At 50.9% G+C, this 12,298-nt stretch carries 10 protein-coding genes; 3 read left to right on the top strand and 7 right to left on the bottom strand.

Translation table 11 applies throughout. The annotated features are described in order from the left end of the window. Positions 1 to 684, top strand: a complete 684-nt coding sequence (bshB2, locus tag OXB_RS07095) for a bacillithiol biosynthesis deacetylase BshB2 (RefSeq protein WP_041073036.1) — start codon at positions 1 to 3, stop codon at positions 682 to 684. 349 nt (positions 685 to 1,033) lie between these two features. Beyond that, complete coding sequence (locus OXB_RS07090; RefSeq protein ID WP_041073034.1) at positions 1,034 to 2,386, top strand: YjiH family protein; 1,353 nt, start codon at positions 1,034 to 1,036, stop codon at positions 2,384 to 2,386. A 45-nt stretch (positions 2,387 to 2,431) separates the two neighbouring features. Here the strand turns inward: OXB_RS07090 and OXB_RS07085 are convergent, their stop codons facing one another. The 7 genes from OXB_RS07085 to OXB_RS07055 form a co-directional block, all read right to left on the bottom strand. Then, complete coding sequence (locus tag OXB_RS07085; protein ID WP_052483899.1) at positions 2,432 to 3,478, bottom strand: hypothetical protein; 1,047 nt, start codon at positions 3,476 to 3,478, stop codon at positions 2,432 to 2,434. A gap of 105 nt (positions 3,479 to 3,583) precedes the next feature. Next, entirely contained in the window at positions 3,584 to 4,231 is a 648-nt protein-coding gene (locus tag OXB_RS07080) for a YczE/YyaS/YitT family protein (protein WP_041073032.1), read from the bottom strand. A 70-nt stretch (positions 4,232 to 4,301) separates the two neighbouring features. Continuing rightward, positions 4,302 to 4,793 (bottom strand): Cys-tRNA(Pro) deacylase, encoded by a 492-nt coding sequence (gene ybaK / locus OXB_RS07075; protein ID WP_041073030.1) that lies wholly within the window; start codon positions 4,791 to 4,793, stop codon positions 4,302 to 4,304. A 421-nt stretch (positions 4,794 to 5,214) separates the two neighbouring features. Next, positions 5,215 to 5,817 (bottom strand): hypothetical protein, encoded by a 603-nt coding sequence (locus OXB_RS07070; protein WP_041073028.1) that lies wholly within the window; start codon positions 5,815 to 5,817, stop codon positions 5,215 to 5,217. 175 nt (positions 5,818 to 5,992) lie between these two features. After that, on the bottom strand, positions 5,993 to 8,158 hold the full coding sequence (locus tag OXB_RS07065; protein WP_041073026.1) for a DNA topoisomerase III: 2,166 nt from the start codon (positions 8,156 to 8,158) through the stop codon (positions 5,993 to 5,995). A gap of 172 nt (positions 8,159 to 8,330) precedes the next feature. Next, positions 8,331 to 8,894, bottom strand: a complete 564-nt coding sequence (locus tag OXB_RS07060) for an NADPH-dependent FMN reductase (RefSeq protein WP_041073024.1) — start codon at positions 8,892 to 8,894, stop codon at positions 8,331 to 8,333. A 71-nt stretch (positions 8,895 to 8,965) separates the two neighbouring features. After that, entirely contained in the window at positions 8,966 to 10,891 is a 1,926-nt protein-coding gene (locus OXB_RS07055; protein ID WP_084212402.1) for a cation:proton antiporter, read from the bottom strand. 292 nt (positions 10,892 to 11,183) lie between these two features. Between OXB_RS07055 and OXB_RS07050 the strand changes: the two genes are divergently transcribed. Next, entirely contained in the window at positions 11,184 to 12,275 is a 1,092-nt protein-coding gene (locus OXB_RS07050) for a hypothetical protein (RefSeq protein WP_052483898.1), read from the top strand. Positions 12,276 to 12,298 lie beyond the last annotated feature (23 nt).

The raw sequence follows: 12,298 nt of genomic DNA, 5'->3' as shown, positions 1-12,298 counted from the left end.
ATGATAAAAAAAGAACGCCATGTGCTGGTCATCTTCCCGCATCCCGACGACGAGGCTTTCGGGGTATCCGGCACCATTTCTACATATCGGGAGATGGGGGTCCCCGTCACCTATGCCTGTCTCACTCTGGGCGAAATGGGGCGAAACTTGGGCAATCCACCGTTTGCGAACCGGGAGACATTGCCACAGATCCGGAAGGAAGAACTCCTGAAAGCTTGTGAAGCGATGGGATTGGACGATTTGCGCATGATGGGCCTTCGGGATAAGACGATTGAATTTGAGGACGACGATAAAATGGTCCAGCTTGTCACCGATTTGATCGACGAAACGAATCCGTCCCTCGTCATTTCGTTCTACCCGGGATTGTCCGTCCATCCGGATCATGATGCAACCGCGCGTGCCGTAGTCCGGGCCATCCGCAAAATGCCGGAAGCAGAACGTCCGACGCTTTATACAAAGGCGTTTGCCAATAACACAGTCGAGATGCTCGGGGAACCGGACGTCATTCATGATATCACCCCGGTTTCCGAGAAAAAAATCGCTACGTTAAAATCCCACGCCTCCCAAACGATTTGGCTGCTTCAGGAAATGGAAGAGAAATGGGCAGCACAAGATCCCGAAGCCATCCAATGGCTGACGCAGGAGCAATTTTATACGTATCGTTGGGATAAGGATTTTGAATAAACCTGAATGGCCCGCGATACTTATCGATATATGAAGGACATCCAGCGGCAGGTCCAAAAGTCGGCGTCTTCATTCTGCACCGAAATACTGCAATCAATCAACCCCTTCGCACTTTGATTGATTGCAGTATTTTTTTATGTATATATAAAATGAACCCCTCCAAAACCTAGCCCCCTCATTTCTATAAAACGAACCACCTTAAAGGTAAATCGCCCCTCCTCCGATCAAGACATGCTCTTTTTTAATTTACCTGAATAGTACAACTTAATCGCACCCTCTTTACAGATGAATCAAAAAAGATTAGTGTATATTTATTCACGTTTTTGTATTGCTAAAAGGAGTTGGGATTGTGAAGAAATTCAGTTTATCCGCTTGGCTGCTATTCCTCGTGCCTTCCATTCTCGGGGTCGCCCTTTTCATGATTCCGCTGAAGTTCGAAAGCGGATGGAAAGTTCCAATCGCCAAGTTTGCAGATATATTGTCCGTTGCGCTGGAACCGGCCATGCCGATGGCCGCCATGATCGTTATTGTCATCGCTGCTCTCGGTTCGTTGCTGTTCCTCTTTAAACGAAGCGACGGCGCAAAACCTTCTTTTCTAACGAGTCTATTTAAAGTGTCTCCTTTTTGGACAGTTACTCGTATTCTAGGTGCCTTTTTTGCTGTCATGGTCACTTTTCAAATCGGACCGGAAGCTGTTTGGAATGAAAACACCGGCGGCTTGCTGTTGGCGCCGGACGGACTGGTCTCATTCTTATTCACGATTTTCCTTTTTGCCGGTTTGCTCTTGCCATTGCTTCTGAATTTCGGATTGCTCGAATTTTTCGGGACGATGATGGTGAAAATCATGCGGCCTTTATTCAAACTGCCGGGCCGTTCTTCGATTGATGCACTCGCTTCTTGGATTGGCGATGGTACGATCGGCGTCCTGTTGACGAGCAAACAATATGAGGACGGCCATTATACGAAAAAGGAAGCCGCGATCATTGCGACGACTTTCTCGGTCGTATCCATCACGTTTTCCCTTGTCATCATCGGTACGGTCGGTTTGGACGATTACTTCTTGCCATTCTATGGGACGGTGCTCCTGACAGGGTTCATCCTCGCCTTGATCATGCCGCGGATCTATCCGCTAGCTGGAAAACGTTCCGAATATATTGACGGCCGGCCTTTTACCGGCAATGAAGAGAAGATGCCTGAAGGTTATAACATCTTCAGCCATGGGTTGGAAAATGCACTGGCGACGGCGAAGAAAAACCGTTCTTTCGGACAAGTCATCGGCGATGGCTTGCGGAATGTACTGGATATGTGGTTCGGTGTGGCTCCGATCGTCATGGCTTTCGGTACGGTCGCCCTGATCATCGCCGAGTATACGAGTGTTTTTACGATTCTTGGAAAACCATTCGAACCGATCCTTGCCGTTCTCGGATTGCCGCAAGCGGCGGAAGCGGCACCGATGATGGTTGTCGGGATCACCGATATGTTTTTGCCCGTCATTTTGGCGGACGGTGTGATTACAGAACCGATGACGCTCTTTGTCATTGCGACCGTTTCCGTTGTACAATTGATCTACATGTCCGAAGTCGGTGGACTGATCTTAGGGACGAAGATTCCATTGAATATCCTGGATCTTGTTGTCATTTTCCTTCTTCGTACATTGATCTCCCTGCCGATCATTGCAGGAGTTGCCCACCTTTTATTTTAATACAGTTCAAGCACCCCGCACGGAGCCGTTCCGTACGGGGTGCTTTCATTCTTCCTCCACCAATAAGGCCAATTTCTCATGTAGGACGTCATGCCGGATGGCAGAGTCCATATCTTGGATCATCTTGTTTCTTGCTTGCGCATAGGCCTGCATGTATCCGTCGGCATCCATGATTTTTTCCTGGTATGCTTCCCGGATCGTGCCGATCTTCTCTTCCGCTTCTTCATCGTCCGTACACATTTTCACCAAATCCAACAGTTCATCGCCCGGACGCTCGGGATCATAGGCATGGGGTTTCGTCGCATCGAACAGGCATATCGACAATTCCGGGAATTGGACCAAATCAATCCCCGATGGATCGAGCCCACACCATCCATATAAAACATCGAATCCCCGTTTTTCGGCTTCCGTCCCAAGCGCCCGCATCAAAGTCGATTTCCCCGTCCCCGGCAAACCTTTGATGAGCAGCCGTCGCTCTGACGCATGCGTGATGGACGGGATGTAATCATGTGCGCCGCCGTTCGATGTCATGGAGCCGATCAACCGATGAGAGACGGTCGATTTTTTATTCAACCGGATTGTTCCGAACAGCTCCTCTTTCAACGAAGCGATCGTTTGCACATGGAGGTCCCATATCATCCTGCCGATATTGACCGTTTCCCATTCATCATGGATTTTTTTCGCTTCCCTCAAGGCGTTCATGGCTTTTTCCAGCGCTGTTTCCGCTTCTTTCCGATCGCCCGCGATTGTTTCGTTCATTTCCCGCAGTTTGGCTTCCTCATACATATCATAGAGGCTGATCACCCGATGCCTGCCGCCGAGGTCTGTCGGTTCCAAGGCGACGGGATGCGAAGCCTGAAGGTAGAAAAGGTTCGGTCCTTTTATGAAGATGGCATCCGTTTTATCCAACTGGATCGGATCCATGAATCGATCGATGTCGTATCCTCGTTTGATAAAATGCATGGCGGTTTCATTCAGCGCATTTGAAATGGTATTCGTTGGGGGGCATTTCAGAAATACTGTCTCCGCAGCTTCCGCCATCAACTTATCGTATTTATGCGAAATTCCAAGTCCCGTATAGGCTGTCCCCATGTATTGCGTTACCTTTCCGTATATGCCGACCATCCTTTCTGTACGTTCGCTTATCTTATGCGCGGAACACGAAAAAAAGCACGGCTTGTCTGCCCGTGCTTTCGCTTATTTCAATAAAATCTGTTCATCGTCTTCCTTGATGATCTTCAGCAATAGTTTCCGGCATTGTGGCAAAGCGATTTGGATGATCTGCCCGCTAAGCAGTGCAATCAGGACCGTTCCGACTCCGACAGGACCGCCCAGCAGCCATCCGAGCACGGCAACGGTAATTTCAATACCCGTCCGTACCACCCTAATGCTGAAACCCCACTTTTTCCCTAGGATGAGCATGAGACTGTCCCGGGGGCCGGCTCCCATATTCGGGGAGACGTAAATGCCAACGCCATATGATAGAACTATCACACCGAGCACGTAAATGATCACCTGTCCCCACAGTGTACTGAAATCAGGAAGCAACCAGTTGAACAAATCGATAAATAGCCCGATCAGGACCATGTTGATCCATGTCCCGATTTTCGGCCATTGTCTCATGACCGCCGATGTGGACAATATGATGATGAACCCTGTAATAATGCCCCACGAGCCGATCGTTAATCCAAGATTTTGGTATAAGCCGACATGCAGCACATCCCAAGGGGCGATGCCGAGCCGCTGCCCTTTAATCGTCATGGAAATGCCAAGGGACATGACCATCAATCCAACGATGAAAAATATCCATCTCCACAGCAATATTACTCTTTTTCTGTCTTCCATTCTCATTCTACTTTCTTCGACCGTTTTCGTCTGTCCCCATTGTACCATGGTTCCTTACAGAGCGAGCGGCTCAATCTTTTACAAGGTCTTCGAAACTTGCTTCTGCTACACGAGCCAAGTCCTGCGGGGCGAGTTTCATTTGCAAGCCGGGTTTTCCCGCACTGACGATCATCCGTTCCAGACTTTCTGCGGAGCGGTCGATGAATGTCGGATACTTCTTTTTCATGCCGACGGCGGAGCAGCCACCGCGCACGTATCCGGTTTCTTTGGTCAAGTCTTTCAACGGCAGCATATCCAATTTTTTCACGCCTGCTGCCCGGGCCGCCTTTTTCAAATCCAGTTCCGCCGCCACAGGCAGGAGGAACACAAAAAGTTCCCGCGGCGGGCCTGCCATTGTCACTAGCGTCTTATAAACGCTGTCCGCCGCCTGGCCCGTCTTTTCGGCAACCGATACTCCGTCGAGCAGGCCGTCGTCCACTGCGTATTCCATCAATTCATATCCGACCTGCTCCCCTTCGAGGATCCGCACTGCATTTGTTTTTACATTCTTCTTTTTCGCCATGGACTCACATCCTTATTGGATTGATCTATATATTTTTACTGTAACACGGGAACCGGGATAGAAGAAGTCGTCCGATTTGAGGACCGGTGATAATAAGGCTGGATAACTGTACGACCCCCGGAGGAAACCGGCATACCCTTGGGATAAACTGTCACACCTTGCGATCAAACTGACACACCCTTCGAAAACTGTACGACCTCCGGAGGAAACCGGCACACCCTTGGGGCAAACTGACACACCTTGCGATCAAACTGACACACCCTCCGAAAACTGTACGACCCCCGGAGGAAACTGGCACACCCTTGGGACAAACTATCACACCTTGCGATCAAACTGACACACCCTGGCAAAATCCATAGCCTCTATCATACCTTGCCCTAATTCAAAAGGCCGCCCACATAGGCGGCCTTTCCATTATAAATCATGCAGTTCTAGAAAAGCTTGGCCATTCAATGGCATAGCCGTTTTGCCGGGCTTCCGCTTGCACCGAATAGGCGGACATGGCTTGCTGGTAGCGTTTCTGCATCAGGAATAATTCACGTTCTTCGGCAGTGGGAAGCTCTGTTGTCGGAATGTTGGTTGCCGGCATCTCTTGCTGAGCAGTATGAAGCTCCAACTCCGTTCGGATGCGGTCCTGGATGGCAATTTGCGCTTCTGTCTGCCGTATTTTTGCAGATGCGGTGGCGGCCAACTGATAGTCCGCCGTCGTCGGTTCCGGCTCGGCAGCGAGTGCTTCCGCCCGCACGCCGCGCCAGAGATCCACCGTTTCCTCCAACGTTTTTCCGAGGGGAAGGGCAATCTGCTTCATTTGTCCCGCGTCGAGCTGCCGGACATCCGGTTTGACATCCGGCTCGATTGCAGGCTCCTTGTCCCCGACCAACAATGCTTCCAATTCTTCGATCGTTTTTTGATGGCGCCCATTGTATTGGACGTTCCGGTCGTACGCCGCTTCGGCATTGCGTCTACGAATGGCCTCATAGCGCTGGGTTTGATCACCAACGGCCTGTGTCAAGACGGCATTCATGGAACTTCACCTCCGACAGGTCATTTTCACAAAATACTAGTAACTTGATTATACCTGTATTTCATTTCTAATAAACCCGTCAAAAGCTTCAAAATATGGCTGTCCCTCTAGGATGCCTATCCCCATCTCACCATGGATTTTCCCTCGAAACAGGAACTTTCACCCGACCCATCCCTTATTTATCGAATAATTTCTTCAGCGCATCCGCCATTGCCGTATTCACCGGCTCTTCTTGTTTCTTCATATATTTTTGTACATCCCGCTTGTCGGCTTTCTTCCCTCCGGAGTTGGCCCGACGTTTTTCAAAGGCGGACAGTTTTTCGCGGTGGCCGCATTTGCAGACGAAAATCCGGCCATCGCCTTCCCCGCGCAATTCCAGTTTCTTTTTGCATACCGGGCATCGGGCGTTCGTCAATGTGGAGACATTGCGGCGGTGGCCGCATTCCCGGTCCTGACAGACGAGCATCTTGCCGCGCTTGCCGTTCACTTCCAGCAACAGTTTGCCGCAGTCGGGGCATGTTTTCCCAGTCACATTATCATGGCGGAACTTCTTATCGTCTGTTTTGATCTCGCTGACGGTCTTTTTGGAGAAGTCGATCATGTCTTTCATGAACGCTTCTTTTTTCATTTGACCCTTGGCGATTTTCGTCAGCCCTTGTTCCCATTCCGCCGTCAGTGCCGGCGATTTCAAATCTTCCGGAACAAGTTCAAGCAGTTGGCGGCCTTTTGAGGTCGTGTAGATGTCGTTGCCTTTCTTTTCGATGACGAACGTGCTGAAAAGCCGTTCAATGACATCCGCCCGAGTCGCTACCGTCCCGAGCCCGCCGGTTTCACCGATTGTTTTAATCAGGTCTTTCGATTCACCTGCCATGAATTGCACCGGGTTTTCCATTGCCGCAAGCAACGTCCCTTCATTGAACCGGGCAGGCGGTTTCGTTTGTCCGTCCGTCATGACGATCGCCCGGATTTTCACTTCGTCGCCTTTTTGGAAAGGCGGAAGCGCATCGGTATCCGATTCTTCTTCGTCGGTCGAATAGACTTTTTTCCAACCTTCGTCCGTGATCGTCCGGCCTTTCGCCTTGAATATTTCTCCGCCTGCCTCGAGTTCCACCATCACTTGATCGTAACGGAACGCGCCGAAGAAGACGGCCAAAAACCGTTTGACGATCAGGTCATACAGGCGATTTTCCTTGTCGGACAAGTCTGGCAAGATCGGTGTTTCCTCCGTCGGAATGATAGCATGGTGGTCGGACACCCGCTTGTCATCGATGACACCTTTTTGCGGCTTCGTGGCATTGGAGCGGAGCAGTGCATTGACCGACTTGCGATACGGTCCGATATCGACTGCCTTGATGCGCTCTTTCAGCGTTCCCGCCATGTCGGACGTCAAATGCTTCGAATCGGTCCGTGGGTAGGTGACCGCTTTATGACGTTCGTATAGATTTTGAAGCGTGGCCAACGTCTCTTTCGCCGACCAGCCCCAGCGGCGATGGGCTTCCTTCTGCAATTCCGTCAAATCGAACAGATGCGGGGCGGGTTGTGACTTGGGGGTTGATTTCACCTCAAGCACCTTTCCGGAATGAACCCCGTCCAGCTTGTGAAGGACGTTTTCAACGACTTCTTTATCAAAAGACTGGGTCTGACCCGCTTTCGTATGCCAAGTGAACCTTGCCGTTTCTGTCAACGCTTGCAATCCGTAATAGGATTTCGGCTGGAATTCACGGATCTGCCTCTCCCGCTCCGCAATCATGGCAAGAGTTGGCGTTTGGACGCGCCCCGTCGAGAGCTGGGCATTGTATTTCACCGTAAGCGCCCGCGTCGCGTTGATGCCGACCACCCAGTCCGCCTCCGCCCGGGCAACGGCCGCTTCGTACAAATTGTCATATTGGCGACCATCTTTCAGCTGGTTGAATCCGTCCTTGATCGCCTTATCCGTCACCGAGGAAATCCAGAGCCGTTTGATCGGTTTTCGGACTTTCGCCATCTCCAGAATCCAACGTGCGACAAGCTCCCCTTCCCGACCGGCATCTGTCGCGATAATCACTTCTTTGACATCGTTCCGTCTAAGGAGTGCTTTCACCGCGTTGTATTGCTTGGATGTCTGGCGGATCGGCACCAGTTTGAATGGTTCTGGAATGATCGGGAGATGTTCGAGCTTCCACTCTTTATATTCATTCCCGTAGCCTTCCGGATCGGCATGCGTCACCAGATGGCCAAGCGCCCACGTGACGATGTATTGATTTCCTTCCAAAAACCCGTTCCCTTTTTTATGACAACCGAGCACCCGCGCAATATCCCGGGCGACCGATGGCTTTTCAGCTAATACTACAGATTTGGACATCAAAAAAACCCCTTTCTGGAAATCCATTATATCATGCGTGCACTGGTGACAGTCACCTTTACAAATCGAACACTATTCAGAATTATCCCCAATTTGTCTTGGCAACTGTGGACCAATAAGCGGGTACACAACCCAAAAACCCGCTTGGCGAGAGTGGCCAGGCGGGTTTTTGTCATTGTTCATCTATTGCATTTTTGGGCAATGTCTTGCTCATTTCCGCATATTGGACGAATACTCTTGCCAACTCGCGCAGGCGGTTGTGCACGTCGGCGTCAATGATTTTATTCGTTTCATCGAAATGGCTGGCATGGGTGTAAACGTAATTCGGTGTGACGAGGCAACGGAAATAATCCAAAATCGGCTTCAGCTGATTTTCGACCACTAAATAATGCTGATACGTGCCGCCGTTCGCCACGACGGACACCGGTTTGTACCGCAATGCGCGCGGATGGAGCAAATCAAAAGCATTTTTCAACACACCCGGTATCGATCCTTGGAAAATGGGCGTCGCTAAAATATAGCCATCCGCCTCTTCGAACTTCTTCACCAGCTTCTGCATGTCTTCATTATATGCGTTCGCAGGGCGGCCATCGACGAATTGATGGTCGTAATCTGCCAATTTGAGTAGTTCCAAATCGTAGCCACAGCCGGTCTCTTCAATAAATTGCCGGACTGTTTCCAGTACTGCACCCGTTTTGCTGCCGATAATGGTCCCGTCCACAAACAAAACTTTCAACTCGAACCCTCTCCTTCCTAATCCTTCCCTATCGTATCAGAAAAAAGGTCCGCTATCCCGGAAAGCCGCTCCTAGCGTTGGGAAAGTGGCGCCTCGCCCGGAATTTTCGGCTTCCCCGGCTTTTTCTCTTCCGTGAAGAAGTCCTCGATTTCCTCTACGGAAACCGCGTCCTCCCCGTTCTCCGCTGCCAGCCGGTCTTTGACTCGCTCAATCGTCTTGAATGGCGATGTCAGGGCAATGACCGCATCTCCGGCCTGCGCCTGCAACTCGACATTCGGCGAGTAAAACTCGATCGATCCGTCCGCCCGGTGAATGTATAAAAGGATCGAGGTATCATCCCGCTCCCGCAGATATTGTGTGTAACTATACTGTTTTGTAATCAACGTCTTGCGGATGACATGCCCCGAATCCATCCGCTCCTCCAGATCATAGATGGAAATGGCAGGCGTGAAAAGCGTTTGCCCTCCTGTAATATTGAACGACTCGACATCTTTCCCGACATGGAAGGCCGTCTGGAATAAATGCTCACGTCCCAAATCCGGTGCGAAATCCGCACAAATATGCGCGTTATACGTATCCATCTTCGTCATCGCCAGCATATACCGATACGGCGTCAGATCCAAATGGTATTCGATCTGTTCCGACAAGATATCCCCAACGTGGCTCGTCAATCCACGCTTCCTCGCATGGGACAGCCCTGCCCAAGATCGATCGACGAGCATCACGGCATTTCCCGTCTCTTTGATGGAGACCGCCAGTTCGGCCGCAAACCGGGTTCCGCTCACCAAAAGCACTCCCGATTCGTCCGCCGTAGTCAAATTCAGCCGTTTCGCCAACCAGCCGATCGTGAACCCATGCAAAACCACTGTCGAGAAGACGAGCGCAAACGTCAAGGCCGTCAGCAATTCCGCATCCTGATAGCCGTTCTCCAGCAGAATGGTCGCGAAGTAACCGGAAACGGTCAGCGCCACGATGCCGCGGGGTGCAATCCAGCCAATCAGATGCTTTTCCCGGTTATTCAAATCGGTGCCAATGGTCGAAATCCAAATTGACAAAGGCCGGACGATGAACAGCATTGCAAGTACGTACAGTATAATATTCGGGTTGAAGATTTCGATGAGCACATGAGGGTCAAGAGACGCCGTCAACATGACAAAAATTCCCGAAATCAACAATACGGAAATATTCTCCTTGAAATGGCGCACATCATGGAGTGTCGTCAACCGCATATTCGCCATCGTCATCCCCATCGCCGTCACGGCCAGCAAGCCCGTCTCGTGCATGATCTCATCCGACAACACAAATGTGAAAATGACAACGACGAACAGAATCGGCGCTTTCAAAAACTCCGGAATGCTGCCGCGTTCAAACGCACTGCCGATGATGCGGGCAGCCCCCCAGCCAAGAAGGACGGCAAATAGGGAAGCGACGAAAAACAGAAGCAATGCTTTCAGAGTCACTTCACTATTCAGGAATTTGATGAACTCGAACGCGAACACCGCCAACAGCGCCCCGAACGGATCCACAACGATCCCTTCCCATTTCAAAATCGCGGCGGGACGCGGCTTCAACTTCGCCTGCCGCAATAAAGGCAAAATGACAGTCGGCCCCGTGACGATGAAAAGTCCACCGATGATGAAGGCAACAGCCCACGAGAGCCCCGCCAAATAATGGGCGGCGAGCGAACCGGCAATCCACGCGATGAACGCCCCTACCGTCACAATCCTCCCTACCGGCTTGCTGAAACCCCGGATTTCCCGGAAATCCAAATTCAGACTGCCTTCAAACAAAATGATTGCAACCGCGAATGAAATGATCGGCCCGAACAGCTCACCCATGCTTTCCTGCGGATCGATCAACCCGAAAATCGGACCTACCAACAGGCCGGCAACCGACATGATGACAATCGCCGGCATCCGGTATTTCCAAGCCACCCATTGCGATAAAATCCCTAACAACAGGATCAGCATCAAATCAAACAATATCGAATCAAACAACGGAATCCCCCCAGAACTTGCCGTTTTCGTTTTATCCTACTTTCCACTTTGGCAACGTCTCAATTCTTTCTGCAAGGCAAACGAAATAATGCCAGTGTACCATACTCCTTCCCTTCTTCTCCAATAATTGGCGGAAAGCCCGACATGAAGGGGTTCGAGCAGCTCGGAGCCAACCGGAATATAGGTTTTTCACCCAGAAAAACGCCCCCTCTATGCAGCCGTAATTCGGATGAACAGAACTGACTTTCCTTTCAGGAGCATAGTTGCCTATTCGTTCACATATCGTGAAGGGATGGTATCTAAGATATTCCTTGAAAGGGTGATTCCAATAAGCGGACAAGAAAAGAAACGGATCGCATTCTATATTGCACGTTCGGATGGAAAAGGCTCCTATCCCGAACGCAGAGCCACGATACTCGCACACGCGCTGCAGCAAGAAACGGAAATCGTCTTCCTGTGCGGGAAGGATTCCCCCCCGGCACCGGACGGATTCCGAAGCATCTCTATTCTCGGCCAAGCCGCCCTTCCCCAGACGTTGGCCGTCCTAAAACCCGATCTCCTGATCCGCGACAGCGGATCGACAACCCAGGAAGATGCGGAAAGGATTACGGAACTCGTTCCTTCCATCATCCACTTCGATGATTTCGGCGATGGGGGAAATTGTGCGGATCTCGTCTTCCAGACTTTGTATATGGATTCCAACGAAGAGGTCCCGGACCATTATGTCGTCGGGACGACGAGCTTCTTTCCGGATGAAGAGGTTGATTCATTCAAAGAGATCGGACTTCGACAGAAATCAGCAGGCCCGCTTCCCCATCTTGTCATCTCGTTTGGGGATGAAGACGAAGGGAACTTGACATATCGGGCGTTGCGCCATATGTTGCAGCTTCAGATTCCGTTGAAAATAACGATCCTCGTAGGTGAGCATTATAGTCATGATATTAGCACGCTCCGGATTATGGCCTTGAGCCGTCGCAATACGAAGATCATCTTGCCTCCATACAGTTTTGCCGAAGTCTGTTCGACGGCAGATGTCGTACTCTGTTCATCCGGCTATATGCCATACGAAGTCGCCGTCATGGGGATTCCCTGTGTCGTCCTGGCGCAAAATGATTTCGAGCTCGGACTCGCCTTCCCGAAAGAAAAGCATGGTTTCATCCATCTCGGGCTCGGACGTAAAGTGAAGCAATCGGGATTGTTAAATGCCGTGATGGAGCCTCTTCTGCATGAAACGCTCCGCCATAAAGCGGTGGCCAAACAACTGTCCCTCGGACTCGGCGACGGCAAGGATGCGGTATGCGAAGCCATCCGTTACTATTTGGAATATCCGAAACGCAATATCGGCGGTTCGACAGGCAAAGAGACCTCCCATATGCTACACTAGAAGAAAAACGAGGGGGGCTCCTA

It is taken from the genome of Bacillus sp. OxB-1, assembly GCF_000829195.1.
Classification (GTDB): Bacteria; Bacillota; Bacilli; order Bacillales_A; family Planococcaceae; genus Sporosarcina.
This window is presented reverse-complemented; position numbering and strand designations above follow the sequence as displayed.

Excerpts from the sequence above, each read along its gene's own strand:
- bshB2 (WP_041073036.1), top strand. The coding sequence starts at position 1 with ATGATAAAAAAAGAACGCCATGTGCTGGTCATCTTCCCGCATCCCGAC.
- OXB_RS07085 (WP_052483899.1), bottom strand. The coding sequence starts at position 3,478 with ATGGGGACAGCCTATACGGGACTTGGAATTTCGCATAAATACGATAAG.
- OXB_RS07080 (WP_041073032.1), bottom strand. The coding sequence starts at position 4,231 with ATGGAAGACAGAAAAAGAGTAATATTGCTGTGGAGATGGATATTTTTC.
- ybaK (WP_041073030.1), bottom strand. The coding sequence starts at position 4,793 with ATGGCGAAAAAGAAGAATGTAAAAACAAATGCAGTGCGGATCCTCGAA.
- OXB_RS07070 (WP_041073028.1), bottom strand. The coding sequence starts at position 5,817 with ATGAATGCCGTCTTGACACAGGCCGTTGGTGATCAAACCCAGCGCTAT.
- OXB_RS07065 (WP_041073026.1), bottom strand. The coding sequence starts at position 8,158 with ATGTCCAAATCTGTAGTATTAGCTGAAAAGCCATCGGTCGCCCGGGAT.
- OXB_RS07050 (WP_052483898.1), top strand. The coding sequence starts at position 11,184 with ATGGTATCTAAGATATTCCTTGAAAGGGTGATTCCAATAAGCGGACAA.